The sequence below is a fragment of the Rhodococcus marinonascens NBRC 14363 genome, from assembly GCF_001894885.1.
GTDB lineage: Bacteria > Actinomycetota > Actinomycetes > Mycobacteriales > Mycobacteriaceae > Rhodococcus_F > Rhodococcus_F marinonascens.
On the sequence record NZ_BCXB01000001.1, the window covers coordinates 271,837 to 294,034 of the forward strand.

General features: G+C 63.6%; 22 protein-coding genes, 1 tRNA gene, 1 pseudogene and 1 riboswitch. Of the genes and pseudogenes, 11 read left to right on the plus strand and 13 right to left on the minus strand.

Features of this window, described 5'->3' with window-relative positions; translation table 11 throughout:
* The first annotated feature begins 27 nt into the window (after positions 1-27).
* Entirely contained in the window at positions 28-1,377 is a 1,350-nt protein-coding gene (locus RM2_RS01240) for a lysine N(6)-hydroxylase/L-ornithine N(5)-oxygenase family protein (protein WP_072687016.1), read from the plus strand.
* A complete protein-coding gene (locus RM2_RS01245; RefSeq protein ID WP_072687017.1) occupies positions 1,374-1,625 on the plus strand; it encodes an MbtH family protein in 252 nt (83 codons plus the stop codon). Before RM2_RS01240 ends, RM2_RS01245 begins: the two co-directional genes overlap by 4 nt.
* Positions 1,626-1,739: 114 nt before the next feature.
* Here the strand turns inward: RM2_RS01245 and RM2_RS01250 are convergent, their stop codons facing one another.
* Entirely contained in the window at positions 1,740-3,173 is a 1,434-nt protein-coding gene (locus RM2_RS01250) for a threonine/serine exporter family protein (RefSeq protein WP_072687018.1), read from the minus strand.
* A gap of 1 nt (position 3,174) precedes the next feature.
* On the minus strand, positions 3,175-3,555 hold the full coding sequence (locus RM2_RS01255; protein ID WP_072687019.1) for a nuclear transport factor 2 family protein: 381 nt from the start codon (positions 3,553-3,555) through the stop codon (positions 3,175-3,177).
* Positions 3,556-3,628: 73 nt separating this feature from the next.
* On the opposite strand from RM2_RS01255, the gene RM2_RS01260 reads away from it, so the two are divergent.
* Positions 3,629-3,703, plus strand: a tRNA-Thr gene (locus RM2_RS01260).
* A 731-nt stretch (positions 3,704-4,434) separates the two neighbouring features.
* Positions 4,435-5,271, plus strand: coding sequence for a beta-propeller fold lactonase family protein (locus tag RM2_RS01265; RefSeq protein WP_245813687.1), 837 nt, complete (start codon positions 4,435-4,437; stop codon positions 5,269-5,271).
* Between the two features lie 740 nt (positions 5,272-6,011).
* Here the strand turns inward: RM2_RS01265 and RM2_RS01275 are convergent.
* A complete protein-coding gene (locus RM2_RS01275) occupies positions 6,012-6,392 on the minus strand; it encodes a HicB family toxin-antitoxin system (protein WP_072687201.1) in 381 nt (126 codons plus the stop codon).
* 80 nt (positions 6,393-6,472) lie between these two features.
* The gene (locus RM2_RS01280; RefSeq protein WP_072687022.1) at positions 6,473-6,670 is read right to left on the minus strand and encodes a type II toxin-antitoxin system HicA family toxin; all 198 of its coding nucleotides are present in this window, start codon (positions 6,668-6,670) and stop codon (positions 6,473-6,475) included.
* Positions 6,671-6,812: 142 nt separating this feature from the next.
* On the opposite strand from RM2_RS01280, the gene RM2_RS25570 reads away from it, so the two are divergent.
* A complete protein-coding gene (locus RM2_RS25570; RefSeq protein ID WP_281250388.1) occupies positions 6,813-6,938 on the plus strand; it encodes a hypothetical protein in 126 nt (41 codons plus the stop codon).
* Positions 6,939-7,004: 66 nt separating this feature from the next.
* On the opposite strand, the gene RM2_RS26125 is transcribed toward RM2_RS25570, so the two are convergent.
* Complete coding sequence (locus RM2_RS26125; RefSeq protein ID WP_507762062.1) at positions 7,005-7,343, minus strand: Rv1352/Rv1906c domain-containing protein; 339 nt, start codon at positions 7,341-7,343, stop codon at positions 7,005-7,007.
* 307 nt (positions 7,344-7,650) lie between these two features.
* Between RM2_RS26125 and RM2_RS01290 the strand changes: the two genes are divergently transcribed.
* Entirely contained in the window at positions 7,651-8,145 is a 495-nt protein-coding gene (locus tag RM2_RS01290) for a class II aldolase/adducin family protein (RefSeq protein ID WP_072687024.1), read from the plus strand.
* A 186-nt stretch (positions 8,146-8,331) separates the two neighbouring features.
* On the opposite strand, the gene RM2_RS01295 is transcribed toward RM2_RS01290, so the two are convergent.
* From RM2_RS01295 to RM2_RS01305, 3 genes are all read right to left on the minus strand, one after another.
* Positions 8,332-9,444, minus strand: coding sequence for a cytochrome P450 (locus RM2_RS01295; protein ID WP_072687025.1), 1,113 nt, complete (start codon positions 9,442-9,444; stop codon positions 8,332-8,334).
* A gap of 232 nt (positions 9,445-9,676) precedes the next feature.
* The gene (locus RM2_RS01300) at positions 9,677-10,027 is read right to left on the minus strand and encodes a hypothetical protein (RefSeq protein ID WP_072687026.1); all 351 of its coding nucleotides are present in this window, start codon (positions 10,025-10,027) and stop codon (positions 9,677-9,679) included.
* A gap of 70 nt (positions 10,028-10,097) precedes the next feature.
* Positions 10,098-10,412 carry a DMT family transporter gene (locus tag RM2_RS01305; protein WP_072687027.1) on the minus strand — a complete coding sequence of 105 codons (315 nt, stop codon included), beginning with the start codon at positions 10,410-10,412 and terminating at the stop codon, positions 10,098-10,100.
* Positions 10,413-10,422: 10 nt separating this feature from the next.
* A riboswitch (guanidine-III (ykkC-III) riboswitch) is annotated at positions 10,423-10,487 on the minus strand.
* A 120-nt stretch (positions 10,488-10,607) separates the two neighbouring features.
* Between RM2_RS01305 and RM2_RS01310 the strand changes: the two genes are divergently transcribed.
* Together RM2_RS01310 and RM2_RS01315 are read left to right on the plus strand one after the other, a co-directional pair.
* On the plus strand, positions 10,608-11,321 hold the full coding sequence (locus RM2_RS01310) for a response regulator transcription factor (RefSeq protein ID WP_072687028.1): 714 nt from the start codon (positions 10,608-10,610) through the stop codon (positions 11,319-11,321).
* Positions 11,318-12,784 (plus strand): sensor histidine kinase, encoded by a 1,467-nt coding sequence (locus RM2_RS01315; RefSeq protein WP_084721582.1) that lies wholly within the window; start codon positions 11,318-11,320, stop codon positions 12,782-12,784. The genes RM2_RS01310 and RM2_RS01315 overlap by 4 nt, the downstream gene beginning before the upstream one ends.
* 22 nt (positions 12,785-12,806) lie before the next feature.
* Here the strand turns inward: RM2_RS01315 and RM2_RS01320 are convergent, their stop codons facing one another.
* A complete protein-coding gene (locus RM2_RS01320; RefSeq protein WP_072687029.1) occupies positions 12,807-13,232 on the minus strand; it encodes an HIT family protein in 426 nt (141 codons plus the stop codon).
* A 148-nt stretch (positions 13,233-13,380) separates the two neighbouring features.
* Here RM2_RS01320 and RM2_RS01325 point away from each other — a divergent pair, with 148 nt between their 5' ends.
* The 3 genes from RM2_RS01325 to purD all read left to right on the plus strand — a co-directional run bounded on the left by RM2_RS01325 (position 13,381) and on the right by purD (position 18,084).
* Entirely contained in the window at positions 13,381-14,634 is a 1,254-nt protein-coding gene (locus RM2_RS01325) for a bifunctional glycosyltransferase family 2/GtrA family protein (protein WP_072687030.1), read from the plus strand.
* Positions 14,631-16,721, plus strand: coding sequence for an ArnT family glycosyltransferase (locus RM2_RS01330; protein ID WP_072687031.1), 2,091 nt, complete (start codon positions 14,631-14,633; stop codon positions 16,719-16,721). Before RM2_RS01325 ends, RM2_RS01330 begins: the two co-directional genes overlap by 4 nt.
* 109 nt (positions 16,722-16,830) lie before the next feature.
* On the plus strand, positions 16,831-18,084 hold the full coding sequence (purD, locus tag RM2_RS01335) for a phosphoribosylamine--glycine ligase (protein ID WP_072687032.1): 1,254 nt from the start codon (positions 16,831-16,833) through the stop codon (positions 18,082-18,084).
* 86 nt (positions 18,085-18,170) lie between these two features.
* Here purD and RM2_RS01340 read toward each other — a convergent pair whose 3' ends face one another.
* From RM2_RS01340 to RM2_RS01355, 4 genes and pseudogenes are all read right to left on the minus strand, one after another.
* Positions 18,171-19,244, minus strand: coding sequence for a methyltransferase domain-containing protein (locus RM2_RS01340; protein WP_072687033.1), 1,074 nt, complete (start codon positions 19,242-19,244; stop codon positions 18,171-18,173).
* Between the two features lie 267 nt (positions 19,245-19,511).
* Positions 19,512-20,348, minus strand: coding sequence for an alpha/beta hydrolase (locus RM2_RS01345; RefSeq protein ID WP_072687034.1), 837 nt, complete (start codon positions 20,346-20,348; stop codon positions 19,512-19,514).
* Between the two features lie 146 nt (positions 20,349-20,494).
* Positions 20,495-20,680: pseudogene (locus RM2_RS25710) on the minus strand (3-hydroxybutyrate dehydrogenase); the annotation flags it as partial.
* Positions 20,677-22,050, minus strand: a complete 1,374-nt coding sequence (locus RM2_RS01355) for an MFS transporter (RefSeq protein WP_072687036.1) — start codon at positions 22,048-22,050, stop codon at positions 20,677-20,679. The pseudogene RM2_RS25710 and the gene RM2_RS01355, both read right to left, overlap by 4 nt.
* Positions 22,051-22,198 lie beyond the last annotated feature (148 nt).

Here is a 22,198-nt window from a genome sequence, read left to right on the forward strand (position 1 = left end):
GCGGCGTCGAGGACGGATGACGAGCAAATGAGTGAATCGACGGACAGTGTCGGTACCGATCATCTCCCAGTGCGAGATGTCGTGGGTGTCGGGTTCGGGCCCGCGAATCTCGCGCTGGCCATTGCCATCGAGGAACATAACGCCACGTGTGCGGAGAACGAGCGAATCAACGCACAATTCTTCGAGGCGCGGGACCGGTTCGAGTGGCATCCCGGAATGCTGCTCGACGGTGCGACGATGCAGATCGCCTTCCCTAAAGACCTGGTGACGTTCCGCAATCCGCGTAGTGCATTCACTTTCTTCAACTACCTCTTCGAGCAGGGACGTCTGGTCGATTTCGTCAATCACCAAACCTTCTTCCCGACGCGCCATGAGTTCAACGACTACCTGCAGTGGGCGGCCCGGCGAGTAGAAGCCGATGTACAGTACGGCACTGCAGTGGAGGCGATCCGCGAAATCCGGGGTGAGGACGGGGTCGTCGACCGACTCGAGGTCAGGGCGGCCGACGGTGCCACGGTTACCACGCGCAACGTGGTGATGGGCCTGGGTCTTCGGGAACGGATTCCGGAGTGGGCCACTCTCTCTGCGCGCTGTTTCCACAACCATCAGTTCCTCTTTCGTGTCGGCGAGATGCCGGCCCCGGTTCATCAGCGGTTCGTCGTCCTCGGTGCGGGGCAGAGCGCCGCGGAGATCGTGCAGTACCTGCACACCAACTATCCCGAAGCTGAAGTCCACAACGTCTTCTCGCGTTACGGCTACAGCCCGGCCGACGACAGTCCCTATGCGAACCGCATCTTCGACCCGCAGGCCGTTGACGATCTGCACGGCGCGCCCGAGGGCGAGCGCCTGCGATTGCTCGATACTCACAGGAGCACTAACTATTCGGTGGTCGACATCGAACTCATCAACGAGATCTACGCGACCGAATATCAGGAACGGGTGCGCGGACATCGTCGTCTGTTCATGCGCCGTGCCTCGGAGGTCGTAGCTGCCGAGGAAACTTCGGACGGAATCGAGGTGGCCGTGCACAGCGCGCTCGACGGCCTCACCGATACGCTCACATGTGATGCGCTGATTCTGGCTACCGGGTTCACTCCCGCGCCACTCGAACCTCTTCTCGGTGACCTGGCGCCGAAGACTCACCCTCCACAGACCGTGGACCGCGACTACCGATTGGCGGTTTCATCTGACGTCACAGCGGGAATCTATATGCAGGGAGGGACGGAAAAAACGCACGGAATCACGTCGTCGCTCCTGTCGAACGTTTCCGTGCGGGCAGGAGAGATCGTTACATCTGTCATAAGACGGCGTGGGCGCGACGGCACGCTTGCTACTGTGAATGCAAAAGACACGTATGCGACAAGCGAGGCGAGATGAGCACCAATCCATTCGATGACGAAGAAGGCCGCTTCTACGTGCTGGTGAACGACGAGGACCAGCACTCTCTGTGGCCCACGTTCTCTGAGGTGCCAGCAGGCTGGCGTGTGGTTTTCGGGGAAGAAAGCCGGGCGGCATGCCTCGAGTACGTGGAGAAGAACTGGACCGATATGCGGCCGAAGAGCCTGCGTGAGGCCATGGAGGCCGACGAAAAGTCCGACGGGAGACACAGCGTCGAAAAGAACTGAGATCGACAAGAGCTGAGCTTTTCGGCGCGCCTCGGCGTCGATGTTGTTGGGACGACCGTCGGTAGACACCGGCGGTCGTTTCCGTCGGATGACGGCAGGGCCGCAATGTCTGTGTCAGACCGCCTTCTCTGCTTCGAGCGGTTTTCGTCGGCGCGCCGTGAAAACAGGACGGCGGATGTCGTCCACGCGACGCAACATGCGCGGTTTCCGCATGGTCCGGGCGATCCATTCGCCGAGCGAGACACCGGCCGCGAGTGCGCAGCCGATACCGAACGCAGCCAGCAACTCGCTGAGCCCGACCAACATTTGGTCGTTGAGCAGGGAGTACAGACCCCGGTACAGAGAGAGCCCTGGCAGTAGCGGCATGATTCCGGCTACCGCGACTACGAGAGGCGGCGTCAGCGCACGGCGGGCCATCAGGCCACCGGCGAATCCGACTACGGTTGCGGCTATTGCGGAGCCGATGACCGGGCCGACACCGAACCATTGCGTCACCATGAAGACCAGAGCGCCGACGGCGCCACCGATCCACGCGGCCGTGAGTGCACGTTTCTCGGCGTAACAGGCCAGCGCATAGAACATCGCAGCGAAGGCGCCTGACATCACCAAGACGGGCAACCGCGCGAGTTCCGTGACCTCCACGTTGACGGGCGGCAGCGTCGAGCCGAGGACGCCGGTCAGACGCAGCGAGATGGCCACGCCGGCGATGATGCCGCCGGTCATCATGACAACCTCGAAGAACCTGGCCACCGCGGTGATCGGTGCGCCGGTGATGGCGTCCTGTACGGAGCCGACCAGCGACAACCCGGACAGCAGCACCACGACGCCGGCCGCGATGATCTGCGAGGGTGTGATCTGCACACCCAGTTGATCCTGGAACGTATACAGCGTCGCGGCAGGGGTGGCTGCGACGAGACCGCCTACAACCTGTTGGAAGAAGAACGGCAGACCAACGCGGTTGAGGACGCGGTTGACCCGGTAGATCACCATCGTCGTGAGGAAGGCGACGGACGCGACCAGCACGCCACCACCCACCAACACGGAGATCGACGCAGCCATGGATGACCAGGCGAGCGTCGCGGTCCACCGGTTGTACGGGTGCGGCGCGGTCGTCACCGCGGTGAGGGACTCGTGCGCCTCCCTCGGAGTGACGGCTTCCCGGCGGATCCGTCTTGTGAGTCGGTCGACGGCCGCGAGTCGGGTGAAGTCCATCGACCGGTAGTGCACGATCCGCATGGTGCTCGCCGGGGGAAGCGTCGGCCCGCGATACGCGGACAGCACGATAGAGTTGTATGTGACATCTACATCACACTGGGCAAGGCCATAGGTAGCGGCAATGTACTGCACCTGCTCGGCGGTGTCCGTCGCGCCGGTGCCTGACGCGAGAAGCACCTCACCGATACGGACGGCGAGGTCGAGTACTTCGGTGACCACAGCGTCATCGGTGAGATCGATGGGCTGAAGCGGAGACGGTGCAGCGGAGACCACATCGACGGTGGCGCGTCTGTCGCCTGTGATTCGCTGGAATGATTCTGTGAGTTTGGCCATATTACGCGTCGGAGACAAGGTCTTTCTCTGTCAAATCGGTACTGGAGAGTGCAAGCTCGAGGGTCTCGTGGCGAAACGTGGAAATCACCTGATCATGGACGACACGAAATGCAGACGCCACAGTACTCGGTTCCGCAGGATTCGTGGTTGACGTGGCTTCCTGCTCGACCACCAGAACGCCGTCGTAGTAATACATCCGCTTCGGAATCAACGTAATACCTGCTGTCGACGCCCATTCCCGCAGCGCGGGCAGGCCCTGGCTGGCGCCTGTCGGGCCACCCATCTCGATGTCGTCGCTGGACACCGACAGCAGAGTGTCGATGTCACCGGCGTTGAGGGCGTCGTGCCAGGCGAGGACAGTGGCGATTTCCGAGGTGCTCATGGCTCCAACGCTATCCAATAATGGGCGAAGTTCCGCGAAGTTTTCGCTATGGATATGATGGGCGCGCATGTCCGCCTCCTTAGCTCAGTGGTAGAGCACTCGCCTTGTAAGCGAGCGGTCGTCAGTTCAATCCTGACAGGAGGCTCCAACGGAAAAGGCCCCCACCTGCATCGGAGCAGAGTGAGGGGCCATTTTCTTTGCTCACGAGTTGCAGACCCGCAGGCGTGGGGCAGGTGATCACGTCAGCCGGGTCGGCGAGCTGCCACACCGGGAACGTCGAGACCGGGTGGCATCGCGAGTTCGAGCTATCCATGCCTATGGCCGCGGATGGTATCGGTCCAAGCCGTGGTTGATGGAGCACATCACGAAGGTCACGCAGAACGGTAGCCGCACCCTGTGGGATGAGCGGGGATGGCGGCGGAAAGACACGCGACCGAAAGCGAAACCCGAACCGCGATACTGACAGTGAAATCTGCTGGAGTCGATTCTGCGCCACACGTGTCCCTCGGACCGTGTGGCTCAGTCGTCTCACCGGCAAGTCCTGTTCGGCGCCGCCGGTGAGACCTTCCCGTCCAGGGGCGCGCCTGGATTCCCGATGTAACCCCCCGCCTGCTTGCCGCCGACGCACCCTCAGGGAAGCGTCCGCCGCGAGCGCGACACATCGGTAACAACGCGCATCAGCTTCGGTCGGTCAACTCCACAGGTCCGAGTGTCCGATCATGCCTAGTGCGGCCTCGTGTGGCCGTGAGGGCTCCGACGGATTCTGCGTCGAGATCAGAATCTGGCTGTTAGCCTCCGATGGGCTGATGGTCGGATCCGACCACCGGTTGTGCCACTGCACGGTTGATCCGTTTTGTTCCTCTGCGACAGGAGAAAAATGTGAATCACCTCACTGGTTTTCGCGGGTACCCCACGGTCAGGGGACGCAGCCGACGTCTGGTACTCGGGTTGACAGCCACTTTTGCGATGGTCCTCGGTATGGCCGGGATGGGGGTATCGGCTGCGGCAGCGGACACCGTCATCGACACCGTCCTCGTCGGGGCCAAACCGTTCGGGGTGGCGATCACCCCCGATGGAACCCACGCCTACGTCACCAACTTCAATGACGGCACGGTGTCGGTGATCGACACCGCCACCAACACGGTCGACGACACCGTCATGGTCGGGTTCCAACCGATCGGGGTGGCGATCACCCCCGATGGAACCCACGCCTACGTCACCAACGCTGGCGACGGCACGGTGTCGGTGATCGAGACCGTCACCAACACCGAGGTCGACACCGTCCTCGTCGGGGCCAACCCGTTCGGGGTGGCGATCACCCTGGACGGGTCCCACGCCTACGTCACCAACAGTGGCGCCGGCACGGTGTCGGTGATCGGCACCGTCACCAACACCGTCATCGACACCGTCCCGGTCGGAATCAGCCTGCAAGGGGTGGCGATCACCCCGGACGGAACCCGCGCCTACGTCGCCACCGCTGGCGACGGCACGGTGTCGGTGATCGGCACCGTCACCAACACCGTCATCGACACCGTCCCGGTCGGAATCAACCCGGAAGGGGTGGCGATCACCCCAGACGGAACCCGCGTCTACGTCACCAACCAAGATGACGGTTCGGTGTCGGTGATCGGCATCGACCAGTGCACCGGATCGTTGTGCCTGGACTTCGGTTCGTTGACCGGCAGCGGCTCGGGCGCGGGCAGCGCGTTCAGCTGACACCTGCACCGTAGAGACGAATGATGCTGTAGCCGAATGACGCCGCCACCCGACTGTGAGGGTGGCGGCGTCATTCGGTTCGTTGAGATGACCCGGCGGCGGTCCGCGGTGAACTACCGGGTCGATCGTGCACGGGCCGGCCAGCCACTACAAACAATTACCGGCGGTTCGTCAAGATCGGCTTCGCTTCGAACCTGCCTGCCCGGCCGCGTTCATACCCACCAGATGACGCTGCTCGCGGTAGAACACGGCGCCATGAACGCCGAGACCGGGTGGCACCGCGAGTTCGAGCTATCGGTGGCCATGGCTGCGAATGGTATCGGCCCAAGGCGTGGGTTGATGGAGCACATCGAGAAGGTCGCAGAGAACGTTAGCCACACTTGGTGGGATGAGCGGGAGTGGCGGTCGAAAGACACGCGGCCGAAAGCGACACCAAGACCGCAGTACTGGCGGTGAACTTGCCATAGTGGGTCCTTCGCCACACGTGTCCCTCGGGCCATGTGGCTCAGTCGTCTCACCGGAAGAATCCGTTCGGCGCCGCCGGTGAGACCCCCCATCCAGGGGCGCGCCTGGATTCCCGATGCAACCCCGCCTGCTTGCCGCCGCCGCACCCTCAGGGAAGCGGCCGCCGCGAGCGCGACACATCGACACCAACGCGCATCAGCTCCGGTCGAACGACACGAGCCCCGCTACCAGAAGGCAGTGGGGCTCGTCCGATGATCGCAGGGCGGATACGGGGGTTACGAGTTCACGAGCTGGCTTGCGCGTTGAAACGTGACGCCGAGTAGCTCGCCGATGTCACGCACGGGCACCTGCTGGGCGGCGAGGTCGTGTGCAAGTCGCTTCGACTCCGCGAGTACCCGTGCTTCGAGTTCGGCGGCCTGCTCGCGCTCACGGCGGATCTCGTCGGCGCGGGCGCCGGCGTCGCTGATGGCGCCGACCGCGACGCTGACCGAGACTGCGACATCGGCGATGGGTGTTCCGGTATCGACCGCGATGAACTCACGAGCCATCAATTCGGCCTCACTGAAGCGGCGGGCTTGTGTCAATCCGTCGAGTTCGGGGATCGACACCATCCACCACTTGCCTTCTCGGGTCACGTCGACTGCGTAGATCTTCATGGTTGCGTCCTGTTCGCCGTTGTTCACTGCTGGTGTAGCACTGGGGTTGCGCCGGGGCTGTTGCCAGCCCCGGCGGTCGGTCACTGCTTGCTGGCAGCGATGGCCTTGTCGATCTTCCGGACCACTCCGGGGGAGATGGTGCGGTGTCCGTCGGGCACCGAAATCGATACGCCGTTCGGACCTGTCCAGAAGGTGTGGCTTCCGGACTTGCGCCCCGGGGTGAACCCGGCGGCGCGGAGTTGCTTCTGAATCTTCTTGGCGGGCTGCTCTGCGATCATGATATTAGTCTATTGAATAGACACTTTCTAGTCAATCAGTTAGACACTTTCTTTCGGTTCGATTGACCGAATCCGCGTGCACCGAAATTCGCTGTGCGCGTGGCGCAACTACCCGGCGGATCAACCTAGTCAGGAGGCGGCCGTGAACCCGATCGACGCGATCACCAGCATCACCGGCCACGTGCTCATCCGCATCGGCCACGCCATTGTCGGCGACACACCAGAGGCCGCGACACCTGCGCCCATTCACATCGAGGCCGGATCATGACCGAAGATCGATACAGTCAGGGTTGTGAGGTGGTATCGCCGCGCTCGTACCGATAGATGCGTGTTCTTACTCCACCAATTTCCAAGTGCCGCAGCCACTAGCGGTGAATCCACTGTCGGTTGGTGCGATTGTGACTGTCACTGACGGTGCGAGGGTGACGAAGTTGTTGTCGATGATGTTTCCGTTGGCGTCGGAGCGCTCCCAGTAGCAATCCGAGGCAGGCTCTTCTGTTTGGTAGGTGCCAGGCGACAGGTAGTGATCCCCCCACGGCGTATTCTCCAGCCCGTTGCCGATGAGCCGCTTGCCGCCTAGAAACGTCGTTGACGTTCGTGAGCATAACAGCAGAACGCAGCGTTGCCTCGGATGTGGGAAGACTTCCCTGCTCTGCCCACATTTTGCCCACATTCGACGGCCAAACGGTGCCAAGCGGTGCCAAACCGCACCGATAAGTGCCAGGTCAGCGAAGTAACACCCTCTGTACCAGGGGGTCGAAAACAGTTCAATCCTGACGGGGGGCTCTCTCTTAAACGGCCCCACCCGCGCATCGCGGGTTCACGCGGTCGTCGCAACACTCTCGATGTGGGAGGTTGCGGCGGCCGTGTCGTTTTCGTAGGGACTGTGTCCGGTTCGGTGATCGGCTGGACTCAGATGAAATCGCAGGTCAGTCGGTGGTGAGGCATTGACAACCGCTCGTACGAGGTACTCAGATGATGTGAAGGCGCTGCTTCGGCCGGCAATACATGAGGCCAATCCCGACATCGTGGCTTCGTGCCATGCCCACACGGTTCACGGGGCAGCCTGGGCTGCCATGGGGCGACTGCTACCGCCGAACACCCAAGATGCCTGTGTGTTTTTTGAGAATCACACTGTCATCGAGGAGGAAGCCGGCGCGATCGTCGTCGAAGTTGACGCGGGCAAGGCTGTCGGTTCGAAGTTCGGCAACAACAAGGCCGTCGTCCACCAGAACCACGGGCTGTTCTCGGCCGGAACGCACAGCATCGACGAGGCGGCCTGGTGGTTCATTGCCCTCGAGCACGCCTGCCGGGTGCAGCTGTTGATCGAGGCATCGGCAACGCCGCCCAAGCCGGTCGCACCGGACGCAGCGCGGCACACCCGCCACCACTTCGGCACCCCGTACATGGGCTGGCTCAACTTTCAGCCGATCTACGAGAGCCTTATCCGTCAGCAGCCCGACCTGCTGGTCTGACGGGCTACCCGACGCTGACCCCGCTACCGTCCGGTGCCCCACTCGATGGTGGCGGGACTGCGCGCCTCTTGGTTTCCGAATTCCATGCGTTTGGCGAGTTCCAATTCCGCCTCGCTTGAAGCAGTCTCTTACCTCCGGTCCTTTGTCCAGCTCCGGGTCGCCCTCGAATGTGCGGGAGTAGGCGCGTCAACTCAGCACGGCGGGCAGGGTGTCAGGTGCGTGGACGCGGGTGGACGGCCGCAAACTGATCTCCCGGTCGGGGGCGAGTCGCGTGTTCGGGTACGTGGTGAGGAACTCTTCGAGTGCGATGGTGAGCTCCATTCGCGCTAGGGAAGCTCCGATGCAGTAATGAATTCCGTGCCCGAAGCTCAAGTGCTGCTGAGCTCCGGCGTTGGTTTCGCGTGTGGCCAGAAGTATCGTGCTGCCAGAGGGGATGATCGTGTCACCGACCGCGATATCGGTGGTGGGGAAGCGGCGTATTGCATGCTTCACTCCGTCGTAGAGACGAATAATGTTCTCTCGGAGCGGGTCGCTGATTGTGCCGGTGCGGGTGAGGGATTCGGTGATCTCGGCTGCGAGATCCATGGAAGTGAGTACGGCATGCAACGTGTTGGTGAGCAGATTCGCGGCATTCTCGTACCCCGCGCCGAGGAGCAGGAACGCCAGCGACAGTAGCTCGTCATCTGTCAGCGCGTCGCGATTATCGCGTGCGGCAATCAGGTCGCTGATCAGATCGTCCTGGGGGTGGCTGCGTTTCGTGGCAATCAACTTCATCAGGTAGAGGACGATCGCGCCGGCAGCCCGCTTGACGGATTCCGGGTCAGCTGCGGCGTTGTTCACCAATGTCGTTGTCCAGCCGGAGAAGTCCTCCGTGTCTTCGGCGGGTACACCCAACAGGTCGGCAATCGCGAGACATGGAATCACGCTCGTGAATGCTGGAATCAGGTCGACGACGCCGTGCTCGTCAGCTTGGCCCGGCAATGCGGCAAGAAGTTCTTTGCACGTGGAGCGGATGTGTGGCTCGAGGGTTTCGGTTCTGCGTGCGGTGAATGCTGCGGCTACCAGTTTTCGGATACGGCCGTGTTCTGGTGGGTCCATGTTCAGCAGGTTCGCATCGAGTGCGGCGGGCAACGAAAGCCCTTGATAGCCGGTGGTGGAGTTCTTCCGGTTCAGTGACAACCGCTGATCGGCCAGGAGGTGCCGAACAGTGTTGTAGCCGGTGATCTCCCAGGCTGTGGTCGAATCGGGCAGGGTGATGTGCGCGATACGTGTGTCGGCGTCGACTGGAACAGATGTCATGGGTGTCCTACTCTGAGGGGGGTGAAATGGGTCTATGAGTTTACGAGCTGGCTCGCACGCTGAAACGTGACACCGAGGATCTCGCCGATGTCGCGTACTGGAACATTCTTGCCCCCGAGGTCCTGGGCGAGCCGCCTTTCGGCAGAGGGGCCCGCACCGAGAATCTGTTCAGTGGGTCGAACGGATCGCGAGAGCATCATCGCAGAGGGGATGTGCGAGCGAGGAGTGGCTGTCAGCAGGCGCCTGTCTCGGCGGCGCTGTAGGCCTTGATCATCTGATCCCTGCGTTCCTGTGAAGCATCCTTCCATTCCTGGGTCTCGGCAGACTCTTCGAAGAGGTCGTCGAGGGTCGCTGTGCGGTCGAATGTCTCGCCGTTCTGCTGCGCCCGATCCTCCGCACTGCTCGCGTACCGCAGCAGGCCGTTGCACAGGTCTGCCACCGTGGGAAGATCAGCTGACGAAGCTTCGCTTGCCTCGGTGGTGGCACTCGCCACGCTCTCGGTGTCGTGGGTGTCCGATTCGGAACTGCATGCCCCGAGCAGGAGAGCGGCAGGGGCCAAGAGTGTGGCGACGGTTCGTATCATGCGAAATACATATCATGCGAAACATATGCCTTCTTGCCGGCTACTGCCGGACGGTCTCGACAGCAACAGGTCAGTGCAGAACCTTCAGGCCGACGACACATCCGACGATGCCCACGATCAGCAGGATTTTCATCAGCGATGAACTTTCGCTGCCCGTCAACATCGCGTATCCAACGGTCAACGTTGCGCCGATTCCCACCCAGACTGCATAGGACGTTCCGATAGGTAGATCCCGCATCGCATATGCCAGACCTGCCATGCTGAAAATTAACGCGACACCGAAGAGGACGCTGGGTCCGAGTTTGGAGAAACCTTCAGATCGGCCGAGGGCAGTGGCCCAGACGGCCTCCAAGATTCCCGACAGTACTAACACGATCCACGCCATGACGAGCTCCCGTGCACCGTCTTGTCGCTGGCCGGGTACGGTGCGCTCGTCCGGATGTCGTATCGACGACCCAAATGCTACCCAACCGATCCGAGGGTGTCCAAAGATAGCCTCGCCGCCGCGGACAGGAGATTGTTGTGGTTCACAGGAACCTCCCAGGGAGCTGTCAGCGAGTGCGCAGCATTCTGAGTGACGATGGTGGCCGTGAATGGGAAGCCTGTCGAAGCTCGTGTCCTCATCGTGGACGACGAACCCAATATCGTCGAGCTGTTGTCGGTGAGCTTGCGATTCCAGGGTTTTGAGGTCGCCAGCGCACCGACCGGCGCAGAAGGGCTGGACACCGCTCGCAGGTTTCAGCCGGACGCCGTGATCCTCGACGTGATGATGCCGGGCATGGATGGATTCGGGCTGCTCAAGCGACTACGCGCAGACGGGGTCGACGCACCGGTGCTGTTCCTCACCGCCAAGGACGCGGTGGAGGACAAGATCAGTGGCCTCACGCTCGGTGCCGACGACTACGTGACCAAGCCCTTCAGCCTAGAAGAAGTCGTCACGCGTCTGCGGGTGATCCTGCGCCGCGCGGGCAAGCTGTCGGAGGATGAGCGGTCCTCGCGTATCAAGTTTGCCGATATCGAACTCGATGACGACACTCGCGAAGTGTGGAAGTCCGGCGACCCGGTGTCGCTGTCGCCCACCGAGTTCACACTCCTCCGGTACTTCATGGTCAACGCGGGCACCGTGCTGAGCAAGCCCCGCATCCTCGACCACGTCTGGAGCTACGACTTCGGTGGCGAGGTCGGCGTGGTCGAGTCGTACGTGTCCTACCTGCGGCGAAAGGTCGACACCGGCGAGACGCCGCTGATCCACACCCTCCGGGGCGTAGGTTACGTCATGCGCGAACCGAGATGACTGCCCCCGTCGAGCATGGTCCGCCGGCGGAGGTGCCTGCGCCGGTCGAGGGTTCGCGGTCGCGTCGTGGTATCCGGGCGCTGCCATTGCGGATCACCCTTGTCGGCGCGGTCCTGCTGGTGACCGCGCTGGGTCTACTGGCGTCGGGAGCGGCGGTGACGACAGCGCTCGATAATTCCCTCACTAGCCGCCTCGATCACCAACTACAGGATGCAGCGCAGGGGTGGGCGAAGTCATTTGCCGTGCGACCGCAGGTGGTGCGCGCCCAACCCGACTCGGACCGGCCCCCGAGCCCTTTCTACGTGCGCACAGTGCTGCCGAACGGCACCGTGGCGCGCGAGATCAACGACGAATCGGCGTCGCCTGCCCTGCCAGCCGATCTCGGGAACGTCCCGGTGACGGTGGGTTCCGTCGACAGTTCCGACGTGCGCTGGCGTGCGCTGACCACCACCGGCCCGGACGGTACACAGACCACCATTGCGATTGCGCTGACCGCGAGAGATCAAACCGTGGACAAGCTCGTTGTGCTCCAGTTGGTTGTCGGCGTGATCGTGCTGATCGTCGCAGGTGTCGTCGCGTACTTCGTGGTCCGGCTCAGCCTCCGCCCACTCGTCGAGGTGGAGGAGACCGCTGCGGCCATCGCGTCGGGCGACCTGCACCGGCGCGTCCCCGCCCGCGACGACCGCACCGAGATCGGCCGTCTGTCAGCGGCACTGAACGGGATGCTGTCCCAGATCCAGCAGGCGTTCGCTGCCACAGAGGCGTCCGGGGAATCCGCCAAGCGCTCCGAGGAGAGGATGCGCCGGTTCGTCGCTGATGCCAGTCACGAACTCCGCACACCGCTGACCACGATCCGCGGGTTCGCCGAACTGTACCGGCAGGGTGCGATGACCGACACCGAAACTCTGATGAGCCGCATCGAAGGAGAGGCGTCCCGGATGGGCCTGCTGGTCGAAGACCTGCTCATGCTCGCCCGCCTCGACGGCCAGCGACCGCTCGAGAACCGGCCCGTCGATCTGTTGTCGATCACCGCCGACGCCGTCCACGGTGCCCGTGCCGTTGCCCCCGAACGGTCCATCGAACTCGACGTCCGCTCCGGGACCGGCACCCTGGAAGTGCCGGGGGACGAGGCCCGGCTGCGGCAGGTCGTGGGTAATCTGCTCACCAACGCGATCAAACACACGCCCGCGACAGTCGACGTCGTCGTACGCCTGTGCCCTACCGAGGAATCGGTGATTTTGGAGATCGCCGACACCGGTCCCGGCCTCAGCGAGGAAGATGCGGCTCGGGTGTTCGAACGCTTCTATCGCGCCGATGCCTCGCGTACCCGTGAGAGCGGGGGCAGCGGGCTGGGGTTGTCCATCGTTGCGGCACTCGTCGCCGCGCACGACGGCACAGTCACCGTCGACACCCGTCCCGGCGAAGGGGCCACGTTCCGGGTCGAGTTGCCGCGGTCGCACTAGGTGCAATACGTGGCTGCACGATTCAGGCCGGAACGGTGTCGACGTGCCCGAGTTCGCGAAGGGTGGCCTTGATCTTGGCTGCGGCCTCGTCGAGGGACTCCGGGGACGGGTTGGGGTCGGCGTTGCTGATGTTGAAATCGCCGAGGCCGTAGGCGGGGAAGACGTGCACGTGCAAGTGGGGTACCTCGAGGCCGGCGATGAGCAGCCCCGCCCGTGGTGCATCGAAAGCAGGGCGAACGGCTCGGCCGATCGTGCGGGCGACGTCCATGACCTTGGTCCACACCTCAGCGTCGACGTCCTGCCAGTGATCTACCTCCCTGCGCGGCACGACGAGCGTGTGGCCCTGCGTGACGGGTGCGATGGTCAGGAACGCGACGACGCTGTCGTCCTCCCACACGAATCGTCCGGGCAGATCCCCGTTGATGATTGCGCTGAATACGGATGCCATGGGGCGAGAATATGCGCTCAGTACCCGAAAGTGCTTCTCCGGCGCAGTCCTGACATATACGCAGTCCTGACATGTACGTGACGCACTGACAGGAAACTGCCAGGCAGCGTCCAGGGTTCTCGGATTCCGGGAGGCGACTCTGGATTCCATGACGACGAACTCCCTCCCTCGTGCCGTGGGTGACATGAGTCGATTCGAGATTCCCGAGACCTCCGCGACGTCACCTGTGCTTGATGTAGTTGTGCCGGTCTACAACGAGGAAGCTGGACTCGAGAACTGCGTGCGCCGGCTTCGGCAGCACCTGGACCGAAGCGTTCCCTACTCGGCACGGATCACCATCGCGGACAACGCCAGCATCGACTCCACCTTGGTTGTCGCGACTCGACTGGCAGAGGAGATCGATGGGGTTCGGGTGGTTCACCTCGAACAGAAGGGTCGAGGCCGGGCTCTGCATGCGGTGTGGAGCGCCTCGGACGCCGAAGTCGTGGCGTACATGGACGTCGACCTCTCGACCGATCTCAACGCCCTCATGCCCTTGATCGCCCCACTGTTGTCCGGGCACTCCGACATCGCGATCGGATCTCGGCTCGCGCGTTCGTCACGGGTGGTGCGGGGACCGAAGCGCGAATTCATCTCGCGCAGCTACAATCTCATCCTGCGCAGCGCGCTGCACGTGCGTTTCTCGGATGCGCAGTGTGGATTCAAGGCCATGCGGGTCGATGTCGCACGACGACTGCTGCCGCTCGTCGAGGACTCCGGCTGGTTCTTCGACACCGAACTGCTCGTTCTCGCCGAGCGCGCCGACCTGCGCATCCATGAGGTCCCCGTCGACTGGGTCGACGACGCCGACAGTCGCGTCGACATCGTCACGACGGCGCTCGAGGACCTCAAGGGGGTGTGGCGGGTGGGCCGGGCACTGTCGACCGGGTCACTGCCCCTCGAATCGTTGCGTGCGAGCTTCGGTCGTGAGCCGCTGGTGCCGGGTGTGCCGCGAGGAATGGTCGGTCAGCTGGCTCGGTTCGCTGTCGTCGGACTCGCCTCGACCATTGCGTACGTGCTGCTCTACATCGGCCTGCACCCGATGATCGGCGCGCAGTGGGCCAATGCCGTCTCGTTGCTGATCACGGCGGTATTCAACACCACCGCGAACCGAGCCTTCACCTTCGGTGTCCGCGGATCCGAGGGCGCCTCACGGCATCAGATCCAGGGTCTGGTCGTTTTCGCCTACGGCCTCCTGTTGACCAGCGGTTCTCTGTTCCTGCTCCATTCAGCAGCACCCGACGCTTCCAAGCACGTGGAACTCGCTGTCCTCGTCGTCGCCAATCTCGTTGCGACCGTGAGCCGTTTCGTCGCCCTTCGCTGGGTGTTCCGGAACGCTCGATCCGAAGGAGCCTCTTCATGACCGCGACCCTGGAACAGCCCGCAACCGAGGCGCCGGAGCCGCAGGTACGTCGACACTGGGAGTACTGGGCGCTCGCCGCGCTGCTGGTGGGCACCGCCGTCGCGTATATCTGGGGTCTCGGCGCTGGCGGCTGGGCCAACCCGTTCTACTCCGCCGCCGTGCAGGCGGGCTCGGTTTCGTGGAAGGCGTTCTTCTTCGGTTCGTCCGACGCGGCCAACTCGATTACCGTCGACAAGCCGCCGATGTCGCTGTGGCTGATGGGACTGTCGGTGAGGATCTTCGGGCTGAACTCCTGGGCCATGTTGGTGCCGCAAGCGCTACTCGGCGTGGGGTCTGTTGCGCTGCTCTACGCGACCGTGAAGCGGTGGTTCGGTGCATCCGCCGGTCTCCTCGCAGGCCTGGTGTTGGCGCTGACTCCCGTTGCGGCGCTGATGTTCCGATTCAACAACCCCGATGCGCTGCTCGTGCTGCTGATGATCGCTGCCGTGTGGGCGATGATGCGGGCCGTCCAGGACGGTCGCACCCGGTGGCTCGTCCTGACCGGCGTGTTCGTCGGCTTCGGCTTCATCACCAAGCAGTTGCAGGTGATGCTCGTCGTGCCACCACTCGCCCTGACGTATCTGATCGCGGGACCGCCGAAGTTCGGCAAGCGCCTCGCGCAGTGCTTCGCGGCACTGGGCGCCATGATCGTGTCGGCGGGTTGGTGGGTACTGACCGTGGAACTGTGGCCCGCCTCTTCCCGGCCGTGGATCGGTGGGTCACAGAACAATTCGATCATCGAACTCACACTCGGGTACAACGGCTTCGGACGGCTGAACGGCAACGAGGTCGGCAGTGTCTCGCCCGGCGGCGGCGCAGGTGGGGCAGGTGGCACCGGTGGCGCCATGATGGGCGGCACGGCCGGCGGCGGAATCGGCACGAAGTGGGGAAGCGCCGGCATCACTCGCATGTTCGACCCCAACCAGGGTGGGCGAATTGCCTGGCTGATCCCGGCGGCGCTGATTCTGATGGTCGTCGGTATAGCTTTGCGCGGCAGGGCTCCGCGCGTCGATGCCCAGCGGGCGTCGTTCATCGTGTGGGGGTTGTGGTTGCTCGTCACCGGCCTGACTTTCAGCCTGATGGCGGGCATCTTCCACCCGTACTACACCGTTGCGCTCGCACCGGCAGTCGCGGCGCTCGTCGCGATCGGCTCGGTCACGGCGTGGCGGCACCGTGACACACCGTGGGTGCGTGCGGTGATGGCCGCGACCCTGCTCGTCACGGCTGTCACCGCATGGATACTGCTGAGCCGCAGCGCGGCCTTTATGCCGTGGCTGAAGTGGGCCGTGGTAGCCACAGGCGTGGTGGTGGCTGCCGCGTTGGCGCTCCCCGCGTTGGCTCGTGGCCGAATCGCGGTCGTGGCCGTGCTGTGTGCCCTGTTCGTCGGCCTCGCCGGACCCACCGCGTACACGCTGTACACGATTACCGGTACACAAACCGGCTCGATCGTCTCGGCCGGCCCCGAAGTCGACGACGCTGACGCGGGTGTCGGTGGCATGCGCGGCTTCGCGGGGATGGACGGTACGGGGATGCCGGGCGATGCAACGCAGGGCGCCGGGAGGATGTCTACCACGCCTGGTGGTGCGAGACCTGATGGCGGCGCCGGACAGCCTGGTGGTGCGAGACCTGATGGCCGTGCCCCCCAGCCCGGCGGTGGCCAGGGAACTTCGACGATCGGAGCGGCCGGAGGACTGCTGATGGGTAGTAATCCGGGCGATGAGGTCGTCGCACTGCTCGAGGCCGACTCGGACCAGTACACATGGGTCGCGGCGACCATCGGGTCCAACAGTGCATCGGGTTACCAACTGGCCACGCTGGACCCGGTCATGCCGATCGGTGGCTTCAACGGCACCGACCCGTCGCCGACGCTCGATCAGTTCCAGCAGTACGTCGCAGAGGGGCAGATCCACTACTTCATCGCCGACCCCAGTGGGCGGAGAGGTCAGGGACCAGCGGCGGAGATCTCCACGTGGGTGACGGAGCAGTTTGCCGCTACCACCGTCGACGGGATAGTTCTGTACGACCTCACCGCGCCGGTGAGTAGTTAGTGATCCCTGTCGCCCAAGTGGATGCGGGCGTGCTACGTCGGTCTCGTAGCACGCCCGAGGCCCGCGCCCTGGTATCCCCTCGCCAGGGCGTGGGCCGTAGGCTGACCTCGTGCGCGTACTCGTTGTCGGCTCCGGAGCCCGTGAACATGCCCTCCTCCTCGCTCTCTCCCGCGATCCGGGCGTCACTGCCCTGATGTGTGCGCCTGGCAACGCCGGAATCGCCAAGATCGCCGAGCAGCACCCCGTCGATATTGCGTCGGGGGAGGCCGTGGCTTCTCTCGCGAAGAAACTCGACGCGGACCTCGTCATCATCGGCCCCGAGGTACCCCTCGTCCTCGGTGTCGCGGACGCCGTGCGCTCGGCTGGTATCTCCTGTTTCGGCCCTTCCGCCGCCGCCGCCCGCATCGAGGGTTCCAAAGCCTTCGCGAAAGACGTCATGGCAGCGGCCGGTGTCCGAACCGCGCACAGTGAGGTCATCGACAATCCCGCCAAGCTGGACGAGGCCTTGGACCGTTTCGGACCCAACTGGGTGGTCAAGGACGACGGCCTGGCGGCGGGCAAGGGCGTCGTGGTCACCACCGATCGCGACACCGCCCGGGATCATGCGGCCGAGCTGCTCGAGAATGGTCATCCAGTCCTGCTCGAATCCTTCCTCGACGGACCCGAGGTGTCGTTGTTCTGCGTCGTCGACGGCGAGACAGTGGTGCCACTGCTTCCCGCTCAGGACCACAAGCGCGTCGGCGACGGCGACACAGGGCCCAACACCGGCGGGATGGGCGCCTACACACCGCTGCCATGGCTGCCCGACGAGACCGTCGCCCGCATCGTCGACGAGGTGGTGATGCCGGTCGCGGCCGAACTCGTCGCGCGCGGTTGTGCGTTCACCGGTCTGCTGTATGCCGGCCTGGCGATCGGCAAGGACGGCCCGGCCGTGGTCGAGTTCAACTGCAGATTCGGCGACCCCGAGACCCAGGCGGTGCTCGCGCTGCTGAAGAGCCCCCTCGGCCAACTACTGAACGCGGCAGCCACGGGAACGTTGGATCAGGTCGCGCCGCTCGAGTGGTACGACGGCTCCGCCGTGACCGTCGTGGTCGCCGCCGAGTACTACCCGGCCCCGCCGCGAACGGGCGACGTCATCATCGGATCGGACGGCGACGGAATTCTGCATGCGGGTACGAAAATGGTGGAGGGTCAAGTAGTTTCGGCTGGCGGGCGCGTCCTCAGCATCGTCGGGGTCGGACCCGATCTCACCGCCGCGCGCGACGACGCCTACGGCAAGATCGCTACCGTCAAGTTGCCCGGAAGCCACTACCGCAAGGACATCGGCCTCGCAGCGGTCGAGGGGCGTATCACTGTGAACTGACAGAGAACTATCTCAGCGGCCCGGATCAGTAGGAACGGCCACTCGACCAAAGATGTCTGCTTGCCGTGTCGGGTGCCGCTACCCGATCAACAACAGGAGCCGCCCTGTCCGATCGCGTCTTCCGCTTGCCCGGTGAACGGTACTTCCGTGCCACAACCTGCGAAGATTCCGTAGTGGCGTGAGAAGTCTCCCAGAAACTGGAAGTGCGGGGAAAAGCGCGTCTCAGAGAGCATGCGCGAGGTGTTGCCGCAAACGGGAAATACCTTGCCGGTTTCGATCTCGTGGTGCTTGTCGAGTAGGAAACGCTCTGGCTGCCCAGCTACGCCGCCTTGATAGACCACCGCCTGTCCGTAGTCTTCGCAGGCGCTCTCCAAGCTTTCCAGCTTGAACATCCGGTAGGTCGCCGAATGGAAGCGGATGTTTCCGATCTTCGAGGCCACCTCGGCGTTGGTGATGTCGAGCGGACGGTCGGTCACGAGCCGAGGATCGGCGAACCCTGCGCGTTTGGCCAGGGTGAGGAAATCGTTCCAGTACAAGGCACCACTCAAGCACTCTCCATACAGCACAGCGTCCTCGCGGAGCGCTTCGGGAACCCTGCGATCTGCGTATACATCCGAGAAGTAGAACTCGCCGCCTGGCTCGAGCAGTCTGAACACCCCGCGCAGCACGGCCTCCTTGTCGGCCGCGAGGTTCACGACGCAGTTGGAAACGATGACGTCGAAACTGCCGGGGTCCAGGGGTAGCGCCTCCAATTCCTCGATATAGCCTTTCAGGAAGGATGTGTTGGCGAAGCCGAAACGTTCGCTGTGCCAGTCTTGATGCGTGCGCGCCACGTCGAGCTGTTCATCGGTCATATCGACGCCCGTCACATGGCCCTCACTACCTGCAAGCTGCGCCAGGGCATAGACGTCACGCCCGGTTCCACAGCCAAGATCAAGGATGCGACGGCCGTCGAGCAAAGCCGGGGCCACCAGTCCGCAACCGTAGTAGCGGGCGAGCACTTCCGGATGAATAGCAGAGAAGACCGGCTTCAGCCAGTCGGGGACATTTTCTGCGTCACAACAGGCACTGGTCTTGAGGTCTTCAGTGCCCTGAAGCTGTCGTCCGTAGTAGTCGCTGACTGACTGCCGGAGACTATCGACGGCAATGGACTCATTCATGATGGCTGTGCTCCCGATTGTCTGGTTTCAGAACCTGGCTGCGGTTGTGCCAACTGCGGCCAACTTTCTGGGTTCCCTCGGCAAAACCGCCGCCCTCACCCTACGCTCGAAAAAACAGGGCTGCCGGGCGCGATCTCGAGGGCGCGAACCGCTGCAAAAATCTTCGATATCTCCACCACCGTCCCCTCGAAGTGGAGGGGTTGCTCCCGTTTCGGTGCACCCGGACTCATGAAGCAACTCTTCGGTGAATCCGGGGTGCGCGACGGCCTACCGCCGCCCGATGGACCGGTCTGCCAGGGCCTTGACGGCGTCGACCACGTCGGGGCCGAACATGACGGCGTCGTTGTGGCCGGCTCCGTCGAGCCTGACGAGTTCGACGGGCCCGCCCGCCGCCTCCGCTACGGCGATGCTGTGGGCGGGCGGCACCACCTCGTCGGCGGTGCCGTACACGACGGTTGTCGGCACCTCGATCCGCGACACCGCTTCCGCGACCGCGAAACGATCACGCAGGAGGAACCCGATAGGCAGCCCGAAGAACAGTTGCCGTGCGAGTGACTCGAGATCGATGAACGGCGACCGGAGCAACAGCCCGGCAGGCGGATGCTCGAGCGCGAGTCGGCTCACCACAGCTGTACCGAGGCTCTCCCCGAAGTACAGCATCCGGGCTGGTGACACCCGCTTCTGCTCGATGAGAAATCGATGTGCCGCCTGGGCGTCGAGCGCGAGTCCCGCCGAGGTCGGGCGTCCAGGGTTGCCGCCGTACCCCCGGTAATCGAACAGCAGTACCGCGAATCCCTCGGCTGCGAGTTCGCTCGCCAATGGCGCTCGGCCCGAACGGTTCCCGCCGTTTCCGTTCGCGATCAGCACGGTCGCATCACGGTCTGCGCTCGTAGGAGGCACGTACCAGGCGCCGAGTTCGAGCCCGTCGGACGTGGTCAACCGGATGTCCTCGGCGGCGGGCAGTATGTGCGACGCCGGCGGGACGGGCGACACGTCGGGGAAGTAGATCAGCCGTCGTTGGAACACCCACAGCGTCGCGACCAGTGCAAGTGACAACACGAGCAGGGCCGCCAGAACGCGCAACGACGTCGACGCGGGGAACATCACTCCAGTGTGGTCTCATGACCCGGTGGGCCTAGTATGCGGTCCGTCCTCCGTCCTCCGTCAATCGTCCTCCGTCCTCCGTCCTCCGTCCTCCGTCAATCGTGGATGAGGAGCCGGTGACATTCCAGCGTCCGAATCCCTCGGTGTATCAGCGTCTGGATGCGTCGGAAGTCCTCGGGGCGGTCGCTATCGAGGAGGTTCACGTGCCAGGCGGTTCCGTCGATCTCGTCGGCGAGGGTCTTGGCGGCCAGTGAGCGAGCGCAGGCCGCGCCGATTCCGCTGGCTCCACCCGTGACGACGGCCGAGCGCCCGATGAGGTTCTGCCCGGTCATGCTGGGACTCCCGCCTTTTCGTCGGCGAGGATCCTTGCGTCGGCGGCGTCGATCGATTCGAGCGAGATGCCCTTGGTCTCACGGGCGACGAGGACGGCGACGACCGTGACGAGCGACGCGATTGCTAGGTAGATCGCGATCGGAACGTAGGAGTTGTACTTGCTGAGCAGGCTGACCGCGACGATAGGTGCGAGTGAGCCGGCCACGATGGATGGCACCTGGCAGCTGAGGGATATGCCGGAGTACCGCATACGAGTCGGGAACATCTCGGTCATGATTGCTGGCTGGCCGGCGTACATGAAGGCGTGAAACACCAGGCCGGTGATGATCGCTCCGAGGATGACCGCGTCATGGCCACTATTCATCATCGGGAACGCGAAGAAGCCCCACGTGCCCGCGCCAACGGCGCCGGCCATGTATATCGGGAGCCGGCCGATGATGTCGGAGAGTCGTCCGACGAGGGGGATCACCACGGCGTGCACGGCGAGCGCGATCAGCATCCACCAGAGGATCTGTGCGGTATCGGTGTCCACGACCACACTGAGGTATGTGATCGAGAAGGCGACCACCAAGAAGTACAGAACGTTCTCCCCTATACGCAGACCCATCGCTGTCAGCACGCTGCGCGGGTACCGCGTGAGCACTTCGACGACGCCGAAGGATGTCGTCCCAACGTGTTCGGTTTCCTTCTGCGTCTGGATGAAGATCGGGGCGTCGGTGACCTTGGTGCGGATGTAGTAGCCGCAGAAGACGATCACGGCCGACAGCCAGAACGCCACGCGCCAGCCCCAGCTCAGGAACAGCTCTTCGGACAGTGTCGTCGTCAGGACCAGCAGGACGACGGTCGCGAGGATGTTGCCTATCGGAACTGCGGCCTGCGGCCATGACGCCCAGAAGCTGCGTGACTTGTTCGGGCTGTGCTCGGCCACCAGCAGGACCGCGCCGCCCCACTCGCCGCCGACAGCGAATCCCTGGATGAAGCGGAGGGTGACGAGCAGAGCCGGAGCCCAGTAGCCGATCTGGCCGAAGGTGGGCAGGCTGCCCATGAGGAACGTGGCGGCGCCGATGAGGACGAGGCTGACCTGAAGCAGCTTCTTGCGGCCGAACTTGTCACCGAAGTGACCGAAGACGATGCCGCCGAGCGGGCGGGCAACGAAGCCGACGGCGTAGGTGGCGAAGGCTGCGATGATCGCGTCGAATTCGTTTCCCCCGGCAGGGAAGAAGGCCTTGCTGAACACCAGTGCCGCGGCGGTCCCGTAGATGAAGAAGTCGTAGCACTCGACGACTGTGCCGGCCATGGACGCGACGACAACCTTCTTCAGCCCAGCCGACGGCGCTTCCTTTTCGTGGATTGTCTCGCCGACGCTCATTCTGTCGCTCCTCATCACATTTCTGCGTGATGCCGTGATGCCGTAACCGGGGGCACGGTTGGTGGACTGCGGACAGTATTGATTCGTACTTGTGCGCATACAATGCCGACATTCGCAGCCCACATGCGCAAATATGCAGAGGTGGCCT